The 19,283-nt window shown below is 68.1% G+C and carries 24 protein-coding genes; 4 read left to right on the plus strand and 20 right to left on the minus strand.

The genetic code is table 11. The annotated features are described in order from the left end of the window. Nucleotides 1-30: 30 nt before the first annotated feature. The gene (locus tag QGN32_RS06985) at nucleotides 31-966 is read left to right on the plus strand and encodes an alpha/beta hydrolase (RefSeq protein WP_326547886.1); all 936 of its coding nucleotides are present in this window, start codon (nucleotides 31-33) and stop codon (nucleotides 964-966) included. Between the two features lie 15 nt (nucleotides 967-981). Here the strand turns inward: QGN32_RS06985 and rpsQ are convergent, their stop codons facing one another. From rpsQ to QGN32_RS07045, 12 genes are all read right to left on the minus strand, one after another. Then, a complete protein-coding gene (rpsQ, locus tag QGN32_RS06990) occupies nucleotides 982-1,287 on the minus strand; it encodes a 30S ribosomal protein S17 (RefSeq protein WP_326547887.1) in 306 nt (101 codons plus the stop codon). Then, nucleotides 1,287-1,520 carry a 50S ribosomal protein L29 gene (gene rpmC, locus QGN32_RS06995; protein WP_326547888.1) on the minus strand — a complete coding sequence of 78 codons (234 nt, stop codon included), beginning with the start codon at nucleotides 1,518-1,520 and terminating at the stop codon, nucleotides 1,287-1,289. Before rpmC ends, rpsQ begins: the two co-directional genes overlap by 1 nt. Continuing rightward, nucleotides 1,520-1,936: a 50S ribosomal protein L16 gene (rplP, locus tag QGN32_RS07000; protein ID WP_059101353.1), complete on the minus strand. Its 417-nt coding sequence runs from the start codon at nucleotides 1,934-1,936 to the stop codon at nucleotides 1,520-1,522. Before rplP ends, rpmC begins: the two co-directional genes overlap by 1 nt. A gap of 3 nt (nucleotides 1,937-1,939) precedes the next feature. Continuing rightward, nucleotides 1,940-2,815 carry a 30S ribosomal protein S3 gene (rpsC, locus tag QGN32_RS07005; protein WP_326547889.1) on the minus strand — a complete coding sequence of 292 codons (876 nt, stop codon included), beginning with the start codon at nucleotides 2,813-2,815 and terminating at the stop codon, nucleotides 1,940-1,942. Beyond that, nucleotides 2,815-3,363 (minus strand): 50S ribosomal protein L22, encoded by a 549-nt coding sequence (gene rplV / locus QGN32_RS07010; RefSeq protein ID WP_326547890.1) that lies wholly within the window; start codon nucleotides 3,361-3,363, stop codon nucleotides 2,815-2,817. The genes rpsC and rplV overlap by 1 nt, the downstream gene beginning before the upstream one ends. Further along, the gene (gene rpsS, locus QGN32_RS07015) at nucleotides 3,364-3,645 is read right to left on the minus strand and encodes a 30S ribosomal protein S19 (protein WP_010908582.1); all 282 of its coding nucleotides are present in this window, start codon (nucleotides 3,643-3,645) and stop codon (nucleotides 3,364-3,366) included. A gap of 11 nt (nucleotides 3,646-3,656) precedes the next feature. Further along, nucleotides 3,657-4,493: a 50S ribosomal protein L2 gene (gene rplB / locus QGN32_RS07020; RefSeq protein WP_326547891.1), complete on the minus strand. Its 837-nt coding sequence runs from the start codon at nucleotides 4,491-4,493 to the stop codon at nucleotides 3,657-3,659. 32 nt (nucleotides 4,494-4,525) lie between these two features. After that, complete coding sequence (gene rplW, locus QGN32_RS07025; protein WP_326547892.1) at nucleotides 4,526-4,828, minus strand: 50S ribosomal protein L23; 303 nt, start codon at nucleotides 4,826-4,828, stop codon at nucleotides 4,526-4,528. Next, nucleotides 4,828-5,484 carry a 50S ribosomal protein L4 gene (gene rplD / locus QGN32_RS07030; RefSeq protein ID WP_326547893.1) on the minus strand — a complete coding sequence of 219 codons (657 nt, stop codon included), beginning with the start codon at nucleotides 5,482-5,484 and terminating at the stop codon, nucleotides 4,828-4,830. The genes rplW and rplD overlap by 1 nt, the downstream gene beginning before the upstream one ends. After that, entirely contained in the window at nucleotides 5,484-6,137 is a 654-nt protein-coding gene (gene rplC, locus QGN32_RS07035) for a 50S ribosomal protein L3 (RefSeq protein ID WP_326547894.1), read from the minus strand. The genes rplD and rplC overlap by 1 nt, the downstream gene beginning before the upstream one ends. Nucleotides 6,138-6,149: 12 nt before the next feature. Further along, nucleotides 6,150-6,455 carry a 30S ribosomal protein S10 gene (gene rpsJ, locus QGN32_RS07040; RefSeq protein ID WP_003883485.1) on the minus strand — a complete coding sequence of 102 codons (306 nt, stop codon included), beginning with the start codon at nucleotides 6,453-6,455 and terminating at the stop codon, nucleotides 6,150-6,152. A 359-nt stretch (nucleotides 6,456-6,814) separates the two neighbouring features. After that, nucleotides 6,815-8,401 carry a carboxylesterase/lipase family protein gene (locus tag QGN32_RS07045; RefSeq protein ID WP_326547896.1) on the minus strand — a complete coding sequence of 529 codons (1,587 nt, stop codon included), beginning with the start codon at nucleotides 8,399-8,401 and terminating at the stop codon, nucleotides 6,815-6,817. A 124-nt stretch (nucleotides 8,402-8,525) separates the two neighbouring features. On the opposite strand from QGN32_RS07045, the gene QGN32_RS07050 reads away from it, so the two are divergent. Continuing rightward, nucleotides 8,526-9,788 carry a cytochrome P450 gene (locus QGN32_RS07050; RefSeq protein ID WP_326547897.1) on the plus strand — a complete coding sequence of 421 codons (1,263 nt, stop codon included), beginning with the start codon at nucleotides 8,526-8,528 and terminating at the stop codon, nucleotides 9,786-9,788. On the opposite strand, the gene QGN32_RS07055 is transcribed toward QGN32_RS07050, so the two are convergent. Beyond that, entirely contained in the window at nucleotides 9,773-10,399 is a 627-nt protein-coding gene (locus QGN32_RS07055; protein ID WP_326547898.1) for a TetR/AcrR family transcriptional regulator, read from the minus strand. The genes QGN32_RS07050 and QGN32_RS07055 overlap by 16 nt on opposite strands. 90 nt (nucleotides 10,400-10,489) lie before the next feature. Here QGN32_RS07055 and QGN32_RS07060 point away from each other — a divergent pair, with 90 nt between their 5' ends. Continuing rightward, nucleotides 10,490-12,166 (plus strand): MFS transporter, encoded by a 1,677-nt coding sequence (locus QGN32_RS07060; protein WP_326547899.1) that lies wholly within the window; start codon nucleotides 10,490-10,492, stop codon nucleotides 12,164-12,166. Here the strand turns inward: QGN32_RS07060 and mftG are convergent. The 7 genes from mftG to mftA form a co-directional block, all read right to left on the minus strand. Next, the gene (gene mftG, locus QGN32_RS07065) at nucleotides 12,065-13,495 is read right to left on the minus strand and encodes a mycofactocin dehydrogenase MftG (RefSeq protein ID WP_326547900.1); all 1,431 of its coding nucleotides are present in this window, start codon (nucleotides 13,493-13,495) and stop codon (nucleotides 12,065-12,067) included. The two genes, QGN32_RS07060 and mftG, sit on opposite strands and share 102 nt — an antisense overlap. Nucleotides 13,496-13,501: 6 nt before the next feature. Continuing rightward, the gene (mftF, locus tag QGN32_RS07070) at nucleotides 13,502-14,914 is read right to left on the minus strand and encodes a mycofactocin biosynthesis glycosyltransferase MftF (RefSeq protein WP_326547901.1); all 1,413 of its coding nucleotides are present in this window, start codon (nucleotides 14,912-14,914) and stop codon (nucleotides 13,502-13,504) included. Beyond that, nucleotides 14,911-15,654 (minus strand): mycofactocin biosynthesis peptidyl-dipeptidase MftE, encoded by a 744-nt coding sequence (gene mftE / locus QGN32_RS07075; protein WP_326547902.1) that lies wholly within the window; start codon nucleotides 15,652-15,654, stop codon nucleotides 14,911-14,913. Before mftE ends, mftF begins: the two co-directional genes overlap by 4 nt. Before the next feature lie 132 nt (nucleotides 15,655-15,786). Next, nucleotides 15,787-16,977, minus strand: a complete 1,191-nt coding sequence (mftD, locus tag QGN32_RS07080) for a pre-mycofactocin synthase MftD (protein WP_326547903.1) — start codon at nucleotides 16,975-16,977, stop codon at nucleotides 15,787-15,789. 3 nt (nucleotides 16,978-16,980) lie between these two features. After that, nucleotides 16,981-18,180, minus strand: a complete 1,200-nt coding sequence (gene mftC / locus QGN32_RS07085; RefSeq protein ID WP_326547904.1) for a mycofactocin radical SAM maturase — start codon at nucleotides 18,178-18,180, stop codon at nucleotides 16,981-16,983. Then, a complete protein-coding gene (mftB, locus tag QGN32_RS07090; protein WP_326547905.1) occupies nucleotides 18,177-18,491 on the minus strand; it encodes a mycofactocin biosynthesis chaperone MftB in 315 nt (104 codons plus the stop codon). The genes mftC and mftB overlap by 4 nt, the downstream gene beginning before the upstream one ends. Continuing rightward, nucleotides 18,476-18,577, minus strand: a complete 102-nt coding sequence (gene mftA / locus QGN32_RS07095) for a mycofactocin precursor MftA (RefSeq protein WP_326547906.1) — start codon at nucleotides 18,575-18,577, stop codon at nucleotides 18,476-18,478. Before mftA ends, mftB begins: the two co-directional genes overlap by 16 nt. Nucleotides 18,578-18,672: 95 nt before the next feature. On the opposite strand from mftA, the gene mftR reads away from it, so the two are divergent. Beyond that, nucleotides 18,673-19,272 (plus strand): mycofactocin system transcriptional regulator MftR, encoded by a 600-nt coding sequence (mftR, locus tag QGN32_RS07100; RefSeq protein ID WP_326548971.1) that lies wholly within the window; start codon nucleotides 18,673-18,675, stop codon nucleotides 19,270-19,272. Nucleotides 19,273-19,283 lie beyond the last annotated feature (11 nt).

The raw sequence follows: 19,283 nt of genomic DNA on the forward strand, positions 1-19,283 counted from the left end.
TCGTCGTCCACGCCGCCGTATCGTCGCATGATGGGCACTGACTCGTACGCAACTCAGCCGGTCTGGTTCGACTCCGACGGCACCCGCTGCGCGGGGATGCTCTACCGACCGGCCGCGACAGCTTTGCCGGTGCCGTGCGTGGTCCTGGCGCACGGCTTCTCCGGCACGATGGACTGGATCGTGCCCGACTTCGCCGAACGGTTCGCCGCGGGCGGCATCGCGGCGCTGACGTTCGACTACCGATATCTGGGCGCCAGTGGTGGCGAACCGCGTCAGCTCATCAGCACCCCGCGCCAGCGCGCGGACCTGGCGCATGCGGTGGAATTCGCCCGCGGCTGCGACGGCATCGACGCGCGTCGGATCGCCCTGTGGGGCACCTCGCTGGGCGGCGCCCATGTCGTAAACTTGGCCGGCCGGGATCCGGCTGTCGCGGCGGTGGTGGCGAATGTGCCGGGGCTGGACGTGTTTCGCGGCGCGCTCGGCCGCGCTGAAACTCCCGGTTATCGGGTGAGCACCGCGCGGGCGGTCGCGGCCACCGGTCGGCTGCTGGGCGCCGCGGTGCTCGACGCGGCCCGCGGTGCGCTCGGGCTCTCCCCGCACTACATCGCGGTCTACGGTCGCCTGGGTGAAGCGGTGTTCATGGATCCGGGGCTGGCCGAGCTGTTCCGCAATGTGGAGCAGAACTCGCCCACCTGGCGCAATGAGATCACGCCGCGGTTTCTGTTCACCGCGCCGCGCTACCGTGAGGGCACGATGGAGCGGATCACCGCTCCGCTGCTGGTGACGCTGGCGCGTGACGACGAGGTGATCTCCAGCGCGTTCGTCGCCGACAAGGCGGCCAAGGCGCCGCGCCACGAGATCCGGGAGTATCCCGCCCGGCACTTCGAGATGTATCACGGCGCGATGCGCGACCGGGTGGCCGCCGATCATCTGGACTTCCTGCGGCGGCACCTGCTGACCGGCTAGGTGCAGCGGCTTTGGCTACTTGGCTTTCTCGAGGATCTCGACGAGCCGCCAGCGTTTGGTGGCCGACAGCGGACGGGTCTCCATCAGCGAGACGCGGTCGCCGATGCCCGCGACATCGTTCTCGTCGTGCGCCTTGACCTTCTTGGTGGTGCGGATGATCTTGCCGTAGAGCGGATGACGACTGCGGTCCTCCAACTCGACGACGATCGTCTTCTGCATCTTGTCCGACACCACGTACCCGATGGCCGTCTTGCGGCGGCCGCGCTGCTCTTCCTTGCGCGGGGTGTGCTTGGGACCTTTGGCCCCCTTGGTCTCTGCCATTACGAATCCTCACCGACGGGTCCGGAGGCCAGACCCAACTCACGTTCGCGCAGCACGGTGTACACGCGCGCGATCTCCTGACGCACCGTGCGAAGCCGACGGTTATTGGCCAACTGGCCGGTCGCCATCTGGAAGCGCAGGTTGAACAGCTCCTCCTTGGACTCGCGTAGCCGGTCTTTCAACTCATCGTCGCTCAACTCGCGCAGTTCGCCCGGCGTCACTCCCACTGCCATCAGAAGTGCTCCTCTCGGGTAACGATGCGTGCCTTGATCGGCAGCTTGTGGATCGCGCGAGTCAGCGCTGCCCGAGCGGTCGCCTCGTCGGGGTAGCTCAGCTCGAACAGCACGCGACCCGGCTTGACGTTGGCCACCCACCACTCCGGCGAACCCTTACCGGAACCCATGCGGGTTTCGGCCGGCTTCTTGGTCAGCGGGCGGTCGGGGAAGATGTTGATCCACACCTTGCCGCCGCGCTTGATGTGCCGGTTGATCGCGATACGAGCGGACTCGATCTGCCGGTTGGTGATGTAGGCGTGCTCCAGTGCCTGGATGCCGTAGTCGCCAAAGCTCACCGTCGTGCCGCCGCTGGCGATGCCGCGCTGCCTCGGGTGATGTTGCTTGCGGTGCTTGACCTTACGGGGAATCAACATGACTCAGCTCTCCGTAGTTTCCGTGGGTCCAGAGGATCCAGAAGATGAAGCCTCGGCGGCAGCAGCCTCGGTTCCGCCCGTCGCCTCTGCGGCGGCGGGCGCGCCTTCGGTGCCGGCGGCGGCACGACCGGCATCGGTGCTCGTCGCGGTGGTGCCCGACGCACCGCTGCGGCGCGGCCGGGTGCCCGAGGGACGCTCGCGGCGCGGACGATCCGCGCCCGCGGGCACCGCGGCGGCGAGTTCGCGCTTGCCGCCGACGATGTCGCCCTTGTAGATCCACACCTTCACGCCGATGCGGCCGAACGTGGTCTTCGCCTCGTACAGGCCGTAGTCGATGTCGGCGCGCAGCGTGTGCAGCGGCACCCGGCCCTCGCGGTAGAACTCCGAGCGGCTCATCTCGGCGCCGCCGAGGCGGCCCGAGCACTGCACGCGGATGCCCTTGACGTTGGGCTGCCGCATGGCCGACTGGATCGCCTTGCGCATCGCACGGCGGAACGCCACGCGGTTGCTCAACTGCTCGGCGACACCCTGAGCCACCAACTGTGCCTGCGACTCCGGGTTTTTCACCTCGAGGATGTTCAGCTGCACCTGCTTACCGGTCAGCTTCTCCAGGTCGGCACGGATGCGGTCGGCCTCGGTGCCGCGGCGGCCGATGACGATGCCCGGACGCGCGGTGTGGATGTCGACGCGGACCCGGTCGCGGGTGCGCTCGATCTCCACGTCGGCGATGCCGGCACGCTCCAGACCCGTCGCGAGCAGCCGTCGGATCGCCACGTCTTCCTTGACGTAGTCCTTGTACTGCTTGTCGGCGTACCACCGGGACTTCCAGTCGGTGGTGATACCGAGCCGGAAGCCGTGGGGATTGATTTTCTGGCCCACTACTCCGAGCCCTCCTTCGCATCGGACGCTTGCGCAGTCGTCTTCGGGGCCGCCTTCTTGGCAGGCGCCTTGTCTGCGGCCTTCTTCGCGGGCGCCTTCTTGGCTGCGGCCGCCTTGCTGCCCTGTGCGCGGCGTGCGCGAGCGGCACTGGCCGACTGGCTCGACGATGCGCCGCCCCGCCCACCCTCGCGGGGCGGCCGACTCTCGACGATCACCGTGATGTGGCTGGTGCGCTTGCGGATCCGGAAGGCACGACCCTGCGCGCGCGGCCGGATGCGCTTGGCGGTCGGGCCCTCATCGGCGTAGACGGTGGCGACCACGAGAGTCGACGGGTCCAGGCCCTCGTTGTTCTGCGCGTTGGCCGCGGCGCTCGCGATGACCTTGGCGACCGGTTCGCTGGCGGCCTGCGGTGCCCACCGCAGAATGTCCAGCGCGTCGGACACCGTCTTACCGCGCACCAGGTCGATGACCCGGCGCGCCTTCGTCGGCGAGACGCGTACGAAGCGCGCCTTCGCCGTCGCGGATGGATATTCGATCGCTGTAGTCATTTAGCGCCTCTTCGCCTTCCGGTCATCCTTGATGTGACCCTTGAAGGTGCGGGTCGGCGCAAACTCGCCGAGCTTGTGCCCGACCATCGCCTCGGTGACGAACACCGGGACATGCTTGCGGCCGTCGTGCACCGCAAAGGTGTGCCCGATGAAGTCGGGGATGATGGTCGACCGACGCGACCAGGTCTTGATGACCTGCTTGGTGTTCTTCTCGTTCTGCACGTCGACCTTCTTGAGCAGATGGTCGTCGACGAACGGGCCCTTCTTCAGGCTGCGTGGCATCGTGGTAACTCCTAGCGCTTCTTGCCGGTGCGCCGGCGTCGGACGATGAGCTTGTTGCTCGTCTTGTTCGGTTTACGGGTGCGGCCCTCGGGCTTACCCCACGGGCTGACCGGATGGCGACCACCGGAGGTCTTACCCTCACCGCCACCGTGCGGGTGGTCGACCGGGTTCATCACGACACCACGAACCGTGGGGCGCTTGCCCTTCCACCGCATCCGGCCGGCTTTACCCCAGTTGATGTTGGCCTGCTCGGCGTTGCCCACCTCCCCGACCGTGGCGCGGCAGCGCACATCGACGCGACGGATCTCACCCGACGGCATACGCAGCGACGCGTAAGTGCCTTCCTTGCCCAGCAACTGAATGCTGGAGCCGGCCGAGCGCGCGAGTTTTGCACCGCCACCGGGTCGCAACTCCACCGCGTGAACGAGCGTGCCCGCCGGGATGTTGCGCAGCGGCAGATTGTTGCCCGGCTTGATGTCAGCGTTGGGACCCGACTCGACGACGGTGCCCTGCTTGATTCCCTCGGGGGCGATGATGTAGCGCTTCTCGCCGTCGAAGTAATGGAGCAGCGCGATGTTCGCGGTGCGGTTCGGGTCGTACTCGATGTGCGCGACCTTGGCGTTGACGCCGTCCTTGTCGTGGCGCCGGAAGTCGATCACCCGGTAGGCGCGCTTGTGCCCGCCGCCCTTGTGCCGGGTGGTGATGCGGCCGTGCGCGTTCCGTCCGCCCTTGCCGTGCAGCGGCCGAACCAGCGACTTCTCCGGATGGTCGCGGGTGATCTCAGCGAAGTCGGAGACGCTGGCACCGCGGCGACCGGGGGTCGTCGGCTTGTACTTGCGAATTGCCATGTTTCTCTAAGTCTTCCTCCGTCGCCGGCTGATCAAGCCGGTGCTCCGAACAGGTCAATGGGCTTGCTGCCGGCGGCCAGCGTGACGATGGCTCGCTTGGTGCTCTTGCGCTTCCCGTAGCCGGTGCGGGTGCGCTTGCGCTTGCCCTGCCGGTTCGCGGTGTTCACCGAGTCGACCTTGACGCCGAAGATCTTCTCGACCGCGATCTTGATCTGCGTCTTGTTCGAGTCGGGGTGCACGATGAACGTGTACACGTTGTCCTCGATCAACCCGTACGACTTCTCGGAGATGACCGGGGACAGGATGATGTCGCGTGGGTCAGTGATGGTCGCCATCAGGCCGACACCTCCTCTTCGGTCTGGTCGGTATTCGCGCCGATGTAAGCAGTCAGGGCCTCGACGCTGAACACCACGTCGTCGGCGTTCAGCACGTCGTAGGTGTTGAGCTGATCGGGCGAAAGCACATGCACTCCAGGCAGGTTGCGCACGCTCTTCGCGCCTACCTCGTCGGTGCGGCCGATGACCACGAGCAGCTTGCGGCGGTCGGTCAACGTCGCCAGGAACGCCTTGGCGCTCTTGGTCGAGGGAGTCTGACCCTCCACGATCTCGGTGACCGCGTGAATCCGGTCGTTGCGCGCCCGGTCCGACAGCGCACCGCGCAATGCGGCGCGGATCATCTTCTTCGGGGTCCGCTCGCTGTAGTCGCGCGGCTTGGGACCGTGCACGATGCCGCCGCCGGCGAACTGCGGCGCCCGGGTCGAGCCCTGACGGGCGCGACCAGTGCCCTTCTGCCGGTACGGCTTCTTCCCGCCGCCACGGACCTCGGCGCGGGTCTTTGTCGAGTGCGTGCCCTGCCGCGCCGCCGCGAGCTGCGCCGTCACCACCTGGTGCATCAACGCGATGTTCGCCTCGACGTCAAACAGCTCGGCGGGCAACTCCACCGAGCCGTCCTTCGTACCGCCCGGGGTGTAAACATCAACTTTGAGAGTCATTACTTTTCGCCTCGCTTGATCGCGCTGCGGACCATCACCAGCCCGCCGTTGCGGCCGGGAATGGCGCCCTTGATCAACAACACGCCGTTCTCCGCATCCACCTTGTGCACCAACAGGTTTTGCGTCGTCACGCGGTCGTTGCCCATCCGGCCCGACATGCGCGTGCCCTTGAACACCCGACCGGGTGTGGCGCAGCCGCCGATGGAGCCGGGACGGCGGTGCACGGCTTGCGCACCGTGGCTGGCGCCCTGACCGCGGAAGCCGTGCCGCTTCATCGTGCCGGCGAAACCCTTGCCCTTGCTCGTGCCCGTCACGTCGACGTAGGTGCCGTCGGCGAAGATCTCGGCGGTCAGCTCCTGGCCGATCTCGTATTCGGCGGCGGCAGCCTCATCGTCGAGCCGCAGCTCGGCCAGATGCCGACGCGGATTGACACCGGCGACCGAATACTGGCCCGTGACAGGCTTGTTGACCTTGCGCGGGCTGATCTCGCCGTAGGCCAACTGCACAGCGCTGTAGCCGTCGCGCTCCGGCGTGCGGATGCGCGTCACGACATTGGGCCCGGCCTTGACGACCGTCACCGGCACGACCCGGTTGTTCTCGTCGAACACCTGCGTCATGCCCAGCTTGGTGCCCAGAATGCCTCTTCTAGCCATTTTTCTGGTCTCCTACTGGATGTTGACGTCGACGCTGGCCGGCAGATCGATGCGCATCAGGGCGTCAACGGTCTTCGGCGTCGGGTCGAGGATGTCGATCAGCCGCTTGTGAGTGCGCATCTCGAAGTGCTCCCGCGAGTCCTTGTACTTGTGCGGGGACCGGATGACGCAGTACACGTTCTTCTCGGTCGGCAGCGGCACTGGGCCGACCACGCTGGCGCCGGTCCTGGTGACCGTTTCCACGATCTTGCGCGCCGAGGCGTCGATCGCCTCGTGGTCGTAGGCCTTGAGCCTGATGCGGATCTTCTGTCCCGCCACGCTTCTCCTACCTCACTCATACTGGGCCCCGTTCCGAGGGGCCTGGTCAGTGCCGCGCGCCAGGACCAACCCGGTCGCGCAGGCTTTGCCGCCGCTGTTTACCTGTCTGTGGTTCACCGGCCCCCGCGCTCGGGTGTGTCGCCCTCGCACACGCTCTCCCGCGTCGAGATTTCGTCGCGATCGAGGTTGGGACCGGACGCGCCCGCTCGGGCGCCGGTCGTATGCCCCTGCCAGGCGCAAACCCGACTCAAGGCAACCCGAACAGTATGCCCTAGATCCTGGACTGCTCCAAATCCCGGCCACATCCCTGGCCATGGGAAACCGGGGCGGTAGCCCGCCCCGCTCGACCCTGCCTGTGGTCAGCCGTTGAGATGGGCCCAGAACGGGCACTGGTGGGCCTGCTCGAACGTGGTGATCACCCGGTTCCCGTCGGACCGCAGCGACATGCGCTGCCCCGCGTCACCGCTGTTCATCGCCGGCCAGTCCGGACCCGGCGACCCCGTCGACACGAACTCGCTCCAGTAGTCGACCATCTGTTCGGACAGCCGCTGCTGCGCGGGATCCAGCGGCGGCGCCCCGCCGACGTCGAACAGATAGCGCAGTTCGAGCGAGTGGCCCGCACCGACGGGAAAGGGGGCCTGCAGCAACGGCTCGGGCGCCGGAGCGCCGGGATCATCGAACTCATAGGAGTACACCGGGGCATTCTCCGCGAGCACATCTCCCAGCCAGTCCGCGACGCAGGCGAAGATGCCGTCGGTGGCGGCTGCCGAATAGGCCAGCGGCACACTGTCCCCGAAGTTCTGCGGCGGGTAGTACGCCCCGACCGCCGCGGCTTGCGGGCCGAACGCCTCGGCGAGCAGCTCGGGGTACTGCGCGGGGCCCATCGCCCGCCCGCGAACGAACTGCATTCCGGTGAAGACGTTGAACTCGTCGGCCGTGGTGCCGATCATCACCGGCACCCGCGCTGCCCGCCCCTGCGCCGCACCGGTTGCCGGATCGACCGGCAGCGTCTTGGTACCGGTGACGGGACCGCTGAGCTGCTCGGTACCGATGCGGGCGTACAGCAGGGCTTTCTCCAGCCGCTCCGGCGGCAGGTCACGCAGGCACTGTGCGGCGGTGGCCGGATCGCCGCAACCCGCCTCGGCGGCGTACTGCAGGCTCGCCTTCTCGGCGGTGGGCAGGTCGTACTGAGCCTGGCACGGCCCGCTCTGGATGATGGCCGCACTGAACAAACCCGCCGAGCCGGGAGCGACGAGGTGGTCACAGACCGACATGGCCCCCGCGGACTCTCCCGCGATCGTCACCTTGCCGGGGTCTCCGCCGAAGCCGGCGATGTTGTCGCGAACCCAGCGCAACGCGGCCTGCTGGTCGAGCAGCCCGTAGTTGCCCACCTCGCCCGGCGCCCCGAGGGCCGGGTGCGCCAGAAAGCCCAGCGTGCTGAGCCGGTAGTTGATGGTGACGACGACGATGTCGCCGCGCGCGGCAAACCGGCGGGCGTCGTAGAACTCACCGCTGCCGTTGGTGAACCCGCCGCCGTGAATCCACACCATCACCGGTCGTGGTCCGCGCGACGGCGGCGGCGTCCATACGTTGAGGGTCAGGCAGTCCTCACTGGTGGGGCTGGGGTCGACGTCGGTGCTGGTGTCCTGGATGCACCGGGGCCCCGGACGCGTCGCGTCGCGCAACCCGCTCCACGCCGGCGCGGGCTGCGGCGCCTGCCACCGCAGTGGACCGACAGGTGCTGCGGCGTAAGGGATTCCGGCGAAGTAGCGATGATCGTCGGCTACCGCTCCACGCACCGCACCAGCCTGCGTGCGCACGACGGCCGGGTCGGCGGGCAGGTCCACCGCGGCGGTCTCGCCCTTGCCACAGCCGGACAGCGCGACGGCGAGCGCGAGCAGCGCCGCCACGCGGCGGCGCCGCCGGCCAACCGTTCCGCTCGACACGGACGCGAGCGTACTGACGCGACGACTTCGGGTCGTTGTGATCGACACCAACCCCGCGGAGCGGAGTGGCGACAGTCACATACACTGTGCTTGACACCCGTCAAGTACGTTCGCGAGGAGCCCCATGAGCACGCCGACGATGGACCAGAAATCTAAGGACGCCGCGAAGGTCTTCGCCGACCCCAAGGCGTACGCCGACGACGACCGACTGCACGCCGCGCTTACTCACCTCCGTGCGCACCACCCGGTCGCCTATGTCGACGAGGCGCCGTACCGGCCGTTCTACGCGATCACCAAGCACGCCGACATCATGGACATCGAGCGCGACAACGAACTGTGGCTGAGCGAACCGCGCCCGCTTCTGGCCACCGCCGAGGCCGACGACCTCGCCAGGGCCCAACTGGAGGCCGGCATGGGATTGCGCACGCTGGTGCACTTGGACGATCCGCACCACCGCGACCTGCGCAAGATCGGTGCGGACTGGTTCCGGCCCAAGGCCATGCGCGACCTGAAGGTCCGCGTCGACGAGTTGGCCAAGATCTACGTCGACAAGATGCGCGATATCGGCCCGGAATGCGACTTCGTCACCGAAATCGCCGTCAACTACCCGCTGTACGTGATCCTCTCCCTGCTGGGCTTGCCCGAAGAGGACTTCCCCCGCATGCTCAAGCTCACCCAGGAGTTGTTCGGCGGCGACGACGAGGAATATCAGCGCGGCACCACGCCCGAAGAGAAGATGGCCACGCTGCTGGACTTCTTCGCCTACTTCAACGATCTGACCGCGTCACGCCGGGCGAACCCGACCGACGACCTGGCTTCGGCAATCGCCAACGGCCGCATCAACGGTGAACCGCTCTCCGACGTCGACACCGCGTCCTATTACGTCATCGTCGCCACCGCCGGCCACGACACCACCAAGGACGCCATCTCCGGCGGCCTGCTCGCGCTCATCGAGAACCCGCGGGAACTCGAGCGTCTCAAGGCGCAGCCGGAACTGATGGGCACCACGGTCGAGGAGATGATCCGCTGGACCACCCCCGTCAAGGAGTTCATGCGCACCGCCGCCGAGGACACCGAGGTGCGCGCCGTGCCGATCGCCAAGGGCGAATCGGTCTATCTCTCTTACGTTTCGGCGAACCGGGACGAGGAGGTGTTCGACGAGCCGTTCCGCTTCGACGTGGGACGCGACCCCAACAAGCACCTGTCCTTCGGCTACGGGGTGCACTTCTGCCTGGGCGCGGCGCTGGCCCGCATGGAGATGAACAGCTTGTTCTCCGAGTTGCTGCGGCGACTGGACTCGATCGAACTGGCCGGTGCACCCGAACTCGCCGCGACGGTGTTCGTCGGCGGGCTCAAGCACCTGCCGATTCGCTATTCGCTGCGCTGAGCCTTCTTGGCGTGGGTGGCCAGGAAACCGTCGACTGCGGCCTCCGCGCACCGCTGGTAGTCGAAATCCGCGACGGTCGAGAGCTTTCCGAGAATCAGCGGGCCGATGAGCAATGCGATCGCTTCGATGCGATCGAACTGCTCGAGTTCGGCCGTGGCCTGCGGGCTGTCGAAGATCGCGTCGAACGGCACCGAGTAGAACTGGATGATCCGCGACCGCAGGGTGCCGACGGCCTCGGAGTCGGTCCGCCGAACCTCGGCGGTGACTCCGGCATCGGGCCCTGACGCCAGCCACGTCATCGCGGTGAGCGTGGCGGGCACGTCGGCGATCGTCTCGGCCCAGCCCACCACCACGGTGAGCAACTGATCGCGCAGGCCGCCCTCCGCGGGAGGCATCGGCGCCGGCTGCAACAGAGTGGTGAACGCGGCGGCCAGAAGGTCGTTCGCACTTGAGAAATGGCGGTACAGCGTCGCGCGGGCCACGTTGGCGCTCCGGGTGACCGCGTCGATGGTCACCGCGCTGGGGCCACCCGTGCGCAGCAGCGCCGCTGCGGCCTCGAGCAGGCGGGCCCGCGACCGGGCGGGCCTCGGGTCGCCTGTGACGGTCGCCATCGTTTCACCTACCTCCCGTAGGGGAACAAGACTATGAGTCTCTGTACGAGACTGTTAGTCTCAAAACTGTCCATCGAAAGAGAGCGACGCATGGTCGACACCCTCAGCCGGTCCGATCAGGATATCGGGGCGAGCGTCGCCGGTCTGTCCACTCGCGCACGCGTCTGGTTGCTCACCGTGGCGTGCATGGGTGTCGCGCTGGTCATCAGTTCGATGGTGGCCCTCAACGCCGCCCTGCCCGACATCGCCCTGCAGACCACTGCCACGCAGGCTCAGCTGACATGGGTCGTCGACGGCTACACCTTGGTGCTGGCATGCCTGTTGCTGCCTGCGGGTGCGGTCGGCGACCGGTATGGCCGCCGCGGCGCGCTGCTGGCAGGTCTGGGCATCTTCACGCTCGCCTCGGCCGCGCCGCTGATCTTCGGTGGTCCGGTCGCGCTGATCGTGGCCCGTGCGGTGGCCGGCATCGGCGCGGCGTTCGTCATGCCGGCCACGCTGTCGTTGTTGACCGCCGCGTACCCGAAGGCGGCGCGCAACAAGGCCGTCGGGATCTGGGCCGGTGTCGCGGGCTCGAGCGCCGTGGTTGGGTTTCTGGGATCTGGTGTGCTGCTTAACTTCTGGCCATGGCAGTCGGTCTTCTGGGCCTTCGCTGTCTCCGGTGCCGGGCTGTTCGCCCTCACCTGCACGGTGGCCTCGTCACGTGACCGGGAAGCCGCGCCGCTGGATTGGCCCGGCGCGGTCCTGATCGGCGGGGCCGTCGCGTTGTTCGTCTACGGCGTGCTGGAGGCACCCATCCACGGCTGGGCCCACCCGGTCGTATACGGATGCATGGCTGCCGGGGTCGCGATGGCGGGCGCCTTCGCGGTGTGGGAACTGCGCAGCGCGCATCCACTGCTCGACGTTCGACTGTTCGCCAAACCCGATTTCGCCACCGGTGCTATCGGGGTGACGTTCTTCTTCTTGGCGAACTTCGGGTTCTTCTTCGTGTCGATGCAGTACATGCAACTGCTGCTGGGTTACAGCCCGCTGCAGACGGCGTTTGCGCTGGCGCCCTTGATGGCTCCCGTCTTGCTGCTCAGTCTCGCGACACCGTGGTATCTGCCCCGGCTGGGACTTCGGACGGTGGTGTCCACGGGCCTGGCGCTGATCGCGGTCGGGCTGTTCTACGCGCGCACACTCGAGGTCGCCTCGCCGTACGTGGACCTGGCCCTGCCGCTGCTGATCATGTCGACCGGTATCGGGTTATGCACGGCGCCAACGACTTCGGCGATCATGGGCGCAGTGCCCGACAAAAAGCAGGGCGTCGCGTCGGCGGTCAACGACACGACTCGCGAGGTCGGCGCGGCCCTGGGCATCGCGGTGGCGGGTTCGGTGCTCGCCGCTCAGTACGGTGACCGGTTGCGGCCCTATCTGGGTGACCTACCCGAATCGGTCCGCGGGCCGGCGTCGAACTCGCTGGCCGAGGCGCTCGAGGTGGCCGCACGACTGGGCCCGCAGGGCGCCCGGCTCTCGGAGTTCGCCCGGTTGGCCTTCCTGGAGGCCATGCACGTCTCGTTGATCGCCCTGGGAGTCCTGTGCGCGGTGGCGGCGGCGTTCATCGCACTGTGGGCGCCCGGACGCGACGGGAGGCAGTTCCGGTTCATCGAACGGTGGACTTCGCGAATGTCAGGCGACGAACTCGGCGGCCCGGTGGCCGATCATGACGATGGTGGCGTGCGGGCCGCGACTGGGGATGTTGGGAAGGACCGAGCCGTCGACCACCCATAGCCCGTCGATCCCGCGCACCCGGCACCGCGGGTCGACCACGGCCTCCTCGTCGTCATCGCGGCCCATCGGCGCGGTGCGACACAGATGCTGCGAGGTCGACCACGACACGGAGGCGGCGGCCGCGGCGCCGGCCAGGTCGCGGGCCAACAGGGCGCCCGTCCTCAGCATCGCGATATCGGCCGGCTCGCTGTCGTAGTGGTGCCTGACGGCAGGCAACACGTCGGGGTCGGCCGAGACGAGCCGGACGCTACCGCGGGACTGTGGGCGCATCAACGCCACCCCGATGTGCGGGTGATCGGCGGGACCATCGCGGCGTCCGCTGATCATCGCTCCGAATCCCGCTGTAAAGGGCCGCATTTCGATGTCGTCCGGCGTGGTCAGCACCACCTCCAGCGGTGGTTGGCCGGATGCCTGGGACCAGGTCACCGGCAGCAGCCACTCCGGGTGGTCCACCGTCGCCGCACCGACCGGCAGGTCGGCCGTCACGGCAATGCCGAAATCGCGCAGGTGTGCCTGCGGCCCCACCCCGGACAGCATGAGCAGGTGTGCTGATGCGATCGCACCGGCGGCGAGCACAATTCGATCCGCGCTCAGATCTACCGGGCCGTCGGGCCCCACGCATGCCACCCCGCTCGCCCGGCCGTTGTCGATCTGCACCTGTCGCGCCCGGGTGCCGGTCAGCAGCGCGAGATTGGGCCGGTGCATCGCCGGGCGCAGATAGGCGTCGCCAGGGCCGACGCGGGTGCCGCCGCGGATGTTCAGCGGGACCCGACCGAACCCCGGCGGCACGGGCACCTCGGGTGTCGAGCCGTTGAGATCCGGCACCCACTCGAACCCGGCATCTGTCACGGCATCAACGAATTCCGCTGTGCAGCCGCGGAATTCGGATACCCGCTGCACCGGGATTGGTCCGTCCGCACCGTGCAGGGGACCACCGTCGAAGTCGAGATCTGTTTCGACGGCCCGAAAGTGGGGCAACACCTTCGACCAGGTCCAGTCCGGCAGTCCCCACCCGTCGAAGTCCGCCGGCAGGCCGCGGCAGAAGTAGCCCCCATTGACGGCGCCCGAACCGCCGACCACCGCGCCGCGCATGATCTGGGCATGCCGTTCGGGGGCATCGGTCAGCGTCGTCGGGTACCGGCGCACCACCGAACTGGTGGTGCCGATCGGCAGGCGCAAACCGTCGCTGATCTGGTTCAGCGCCCGGGGGTCGGACGGGCCCGGACCGGCCTCGACGACCGTGACCCGGCAGCTGGGATCGGCCGAGAGCCGTTCGGCCAACACGGATCCAGCGCTGCCCGCACCGACGATCAGCACGTCGCTGTGCAAGGCGCCTTAGGTCCGGATCTGGGGCTTGAGCGCGCCGAGGTGTCGCTCGCGAACCACACCCGTCCACAGACCCGCCCCGTAGGCGATGTCGTCGAGGCGCCGGAGCACGATGTAGGTGAGCAGCCCGACCCGGGGCACGTCGTCTTCGACGTTCCGGTTGCGGGTCAACCAGTCGACGACACCCTCGACGACCGCGGCCAGCAGTACCACCTGCCGACATCGCCGGGACAACAGTGCTGCGATCAGAGCGAGCGGCCAGTAGTGCCGGCAGATCGCGGACGCGAGCTGCATGGCGGCGGACCACAGTCCATGTGCGGCCACCACCGCGACGTCCTTCGGTTCGGTCTCGGCGCTGGACAGCGACTTGGCGATGCGGCGCCCGGTGATCGTCGCCACGATGACCGAGGCCAGATACCCGATCGAGGAACCCATCGCCATCAGCATCCACGCCACCAGGGTCCAGCCCGAGATCACCAGCGGGGCGGTCTTGCCGGGATGGCGGATCGACAGCGGTGCGGCGGCCTCGCCGTAGAAAGACCTGCGCAAGAACCACTCTCGCAGTTGTGTCCGATGGTTGTGTGCGACCAGCGCGATGGGCTCGTAGCGCAGGCGCACACCCGACTCGATCAGGCGCCAGCACAGGTCGACGTCCTCACCGGACGTCAGCGTCTCGTCGAAGCCGCCGACATCAGCGAGCATGGCGCTGCGGCCGATGATCGCGGCGCTGGGGACGTAGGACACCGTGCCGTACGGCATCACCGGGGCCTCCCGAAGACCCAGGTCGAGCGACGAGCGCACCGCCTCGTACCGGGCGACGACGTTGTCTGGTTCGCGGAGGGCGACGATGCGGGGCGCGACCAGGCCCACGGCGGGATCGCAGAAGTGCCCGAGCAGCGCCTCCAGCCAACCGCGGCGCGGCACGACATCGCTGTCCAAAAAGGCCACGAAGTCGGTCCTGCACGCGGCCAGGCCGGTGTTGCGGGCCGCTGCCGCGCCTCTGCTGCGGTCGTGCCGGAGCAGCTGTACTTCGCTGTGGGCACCAGCGAGGTCCGATTGGTCGAGCGGGGTGGCCGAGCCGTCGTCGACGACGATGACACGCAGGCCCTGTACGGCGGTGAGTAGCCGGCGGACCCCGGAAGCGTTGTCGCGCACCGGTATCACGACGGTCACGTCGCGGTGGGACGGGCCACACGGCGGACGCGGGTGCGCCACGGTCGCGTCGAGCAGCGTGCGCGCCAACTGCGCGCTGACCGCGTCGTGCACTTCCAGCCTGCCGCCGCTCAGCATGGTTTGCGCCGCCGGCGCCAGACGAAGGAGGCGGGTCGGCGATCCACCGAGTAACGCGGACCCCTCGCCGAGCACCTTCACCCGGCGATCGACCTGGACGGCGAATCCGTCGGGCAGACGCGGACCCGTCATGTCAGCATCCCGTCGCGGTCAGGTAACCAGCGCGTGATCCGCCGAAAGCATGCCTCGACCATATCGGGAAAAATCCGGGCGCCGTCCGCTACGGTCGCGGTGGTGGGATCGCCGAGTACGCCGACCTCACTCACCGCGGCGACGCCGCCCCGGCGCAGTTCGGGTATGAGCTCACGAAGCGGCGCCACATTGCCCGGCACCCGTTCGTCGACCCGCACGTCCTGTGGCGAAATATGTAGCAATACAGATGTTTCGGTATGGCCGGCATGCGCGTCGGCGCCCGCCACGGTGCACGGGCACCAGCCCGCGTCTCGGCCCTCGTACCGAAGCAAAGCGGTCGCGGCGGCCAGCGCCTCGACGTTGCCGCCGTGACCGTTGACGAAGACCATCCGCGACGCCCACCGCGACGCCGATCGGCCGTACTCCACCAGCAACAGCCGCAGCGCCGAGGTTCCGATCGAGACGGTGCCGCCGAACTCCTCGTGCTCGCCGCTCGCGCCGTAGGCGATGGCGGGCGCGACCATCCAGTTCACCCCGTCCCGTTCGGCCAGCCGGTCAGCAACAGCTCTAGAGACTGCCGTCGCGATCCGGGTGTCGGTGTCCAGCGGGAGATGGGGGCCGTGCTGCTCGGTGGATCCCACGGGGACGAGCAGCGCTGACGGGGTGCTCTGCAGCTGCTTCGACGTCGCGTTCGCGAGCTCGCTGACAGATGGCACTCGCCGATGGTAGGCCGAATTCACCTGCCGTGCGCCAATTGTTGGCGCATGCGCAGCGATTGGTTCACGGTTATTTCCGCCGTCGACGGCGACGCAGTCCCGCCTGCCCCCTGAGCATCGTCCGTACCAGCACGTTCCCGCCAGCCGGGGCGCTCGTCAGGAGGTCGGACCCCCGGGTACCCCCAACGCCCGGACGAAGCCGGGAGGGACCAGGACGTCGCCGGGCTCGAGATCATGCACCGACGCGCGGCCCAGACCCATCAATGCAGAATCGATGCCTCCGCGCAGAACGTCGAGCACGTTCTCGACACCGGCCTGCCCGTTGGCGGCGAGGCCCCACAGATACGCCCGGCCGATCATCACCGCGCGGGCGCCGAGCGCCACCGCCTTCACCACGTCGCTGCCCCGGCGAACACCGCCGTCGAGGAGCACCTCGATGTCGTCACCGACCGCCTCGGCGATCGGCGGCAGGGCGCGGATCGAGGCAGGTGTTCCGTCCAGGTTGTTGCCACCATGGTTGGACACGGAGATCGCGGAAACACCAGCGTCCACAGCCCGTTTGGCGTCGTCGACCCGCATCACGCCCTTGAGCATGAACGGACCGCCCCACAGCTCGCGCAGCCAGGCGATGTCCTCCCAGGTCGGTGGCGGGGTGCCCATCCACTCGCCGTAGGCCGCGAAGAACGGCGGGCCCTGCTCCCCGCGCGCGGCCTGGTTGGGCACTCGCAGGTTCGGCGGCCGGAACGTCTTTCCCCATTGCCACATCCACCGCGGCCTGGTCAGCCCTGTGGGGAGCATGCGCACGGTGGTGCGCAGGTTCATCTGTTCGGGGATCTTCGGACTGCCCCAGTCACGGCCGTGCGAGAAGCTCCAGTCGGTGGTCACGATCAGGCCGACGGCGCCGGCCTCGCGGGCCCGCTCGACCCGTGCCGCGATCGCGTCCCGGCCGCCCAGCCAGTAGACCTGGAAGAAGATCTTGGGGTTGGCCGCGATCACCTCTTCGATCGGCTTGCTGGCGAACGAGGACAGCCCCATGGCGGTGCCGCGCGCGGCGGCGGCGCGCGCGACCGCGGTCTCGCCATCGGGGTGGACCGCCTGCACGCCGGTCGGCGAGATGAGCACCGGCATCGAGATATCCTGGCCCATCACGGTGGTCGCCAGATCACGCTTCTCGGTCGCCCCGACCACGTGCGGGGCGAAGCCCAACTCGGCGAAGGCGTCGACGTTGTCTGCGACCGTCACACCCTTCTCGCTCGCAGCGATCAGCGCCGCGTACACCGGCTTGGGGAGTCGGCGCTTTGCACGCTCCTGAGCGGCAGCGACCGTTTCGAACCACGTGTCGGCCATGACTTACACCGGACTTTCGTTGCAGAACCTCTTCGGAGGCGCTTCGGCGCCGACCTGAGACCGCGGAGGCGTCGTGAGCAGCTTGAGCATCACCGGTCCGGAACGCGAGTGGTCGACGCTGGACTTCGGCTTGACCCGGTCGCGGGCCAAGGCGGAAGCGCCGTAACCCTCCACGCACTCGGGGTCGGGGCCGTCCATGGGGAGCCCGGTGAAGAACTTGGCGGCCATGCACCCGCCTCGGCAGCTGTCGAAATGTCGACAACCGCTGCATGCGCCGGCCGACTGCGGCTCGCGCAGCTCACGGAACAGCGGGGCGTTCTTCCACAGGTGGTCAAAACCACCGTCGGAGAGGATGTTTCCGGCGTGGAATCGATCGTGAATGGCGAACGGGCATGCATAGACGTCGCCGACGGGGTCGATGAGGCACACGACGCGGCCGGCTCCGCACAGGTTCAGCCCCGCGAGCGCACCGGGCTCACCCAGCCCGGCGAGGTGGAAGAAGGAGTCACCGGTGAGCACCTTCTCGCCCTTGGCGACCAGCCAGTCGTAGAGCGCGATCTGCTGTCCGGCGGTGGGGTGCAGGTCGTCCCACACGTCGGCACCGCGACCCGACGGCCGCAGCCGCGTGATCCGTAGCGTTGCGCCGTACTGTGCTGCCAGAGCGGCGAATTCGTCGAGCTGGTCGACATTGTGGCGGGTGACGACCACCGAGATCTTGGCGTCTTTGAATCCGGCGTCGGCGAGATTCTGCAGCGCCCTGGTCGCCATCGCGAACGAGCCCGCGCCGCGCACGGCGTCGTTGATCTCCGCGGTCGCGCCGTCGAGGGAGATCTGCACATCGACGTAGTCACTGGCCGCCAGCCGCGCCGCGACCTCGGGCGTGATGCGCACGCCGTTGGTGGAGAACTTCACGCCGACGTGGTGGGCGGTGGCGTAGTCGACGAGTTCCCAGAAGTCCGAACGTACGGTCGGCTCACCGCCGCCGATGTTGACGTAGAAGACCTGCATGCGCTCGAGCTCGTCGATGATGTCCTTGCACTGCTGCGTCGTCAGCTCACGTGGATCGCGCTTACCCGACGACGACAGGCAGTGCACACACGTCAGGTTGCACGCGTAGGTCAGTTCCCAGGTCAGGCAGATCGGGGCGTCGAGACCGTGCTCGAACTGCTCGATCAGCCGGGGCACGGGTTCTACAGAAGTCATTGCGGCACCAGCATTTTCGATTGAGCAAGCACACGGAGCGCCTGCAGATACGGCGCCTGCTCCGTGTCGTCGATACCGACGGCACGGCAGGCGGATCGGGCGTCGGGATGGTCGGACAGCGTGTTGACGACGTCCACGATGGTCCGGTTCTTCAGAAACGACAGCTTGCGTGTTCCGAAGTGGTAGAGCAGCGCGCCGAACGGCTCGGGCCGCACCGCCACCTGGTGGTGCAGCCGCCAGCCGAGCTCCGGGTCGAAGGCCCCCTCCTCAGGCGCCGCCGCCGACGAGGTCACGATCAGTAGACCCCGCACATCCCGTCGATCGACACCTCTTCGACGAGGGTCTCGGTGACCAGCTCATCGTTGTCCACCTGCTGATCCTTCTCCACTTGGTCCATTGGGCTGCCAGCCTTTCCGTTCACCCGTTCTCGACAACTGTGATCGAGGTCGCAATAATATGGCATCGAGTGCCTAAATGGAAAGGGGACCCCCGATGGGGCCGGACCAGCACCGGGTGGGCCGCCGGCGCTCGACGACGTGGGACCACATCAGCAACGTGGCCATCGACCTGTTCGCCGCCCGCGGCTTCGAGGACGTCAGCGTCGAGGACGTCGCCGCGGCCGCGGGCATCGCCCGGCGCACGCTGTTCCGCTACTACCCGTCCAAGAACGCCCTGCCCTGGGGTGATTTCGACGCGCACCTGGCCCATATGCGGGATCTGCTGGCCGACGTCGACCCCGAGGTGCCGATCGGTGCGGCCCTGCGCACGGCGTTGCTGGCGTTCAACACCTTCGATGCGGCGGAGACGGCGCGGCACCGTCGGCGCATGCGGGTCATCCTGGAGACCGCCGCGCTGCAGGCGTACTCGATGACCATGTACGCCGGCTGGCGAGGCGTGGTCGCGGCGTTCGTCGCCAAGCGACTGAAGGCCAAGGCGAGCGATCTGGTGCCGCAGACGGTGGCATGGACGATGCTCGGCGCCGCGCTCTCGGCATACGAGCACTGGCTGGCCGACGAATCGGTTCCGCTGGATCAGGCGCTGGGTGCGGCGTTCGACACCGTCGCCGACGGGCTGTGGGCCCTCGATCGCTGAACCGCGGTGCC

This window comes from Mycolicibacterium sp. ND9-15 (assembly GCF_035918395.1).
In the GTDB taxonomy this organism is placed as follows: Bacteria; Actinomycetota; Actinomycetes; order Mycobacteriales; family Mycobacteriaceae; genus Mycobacterium.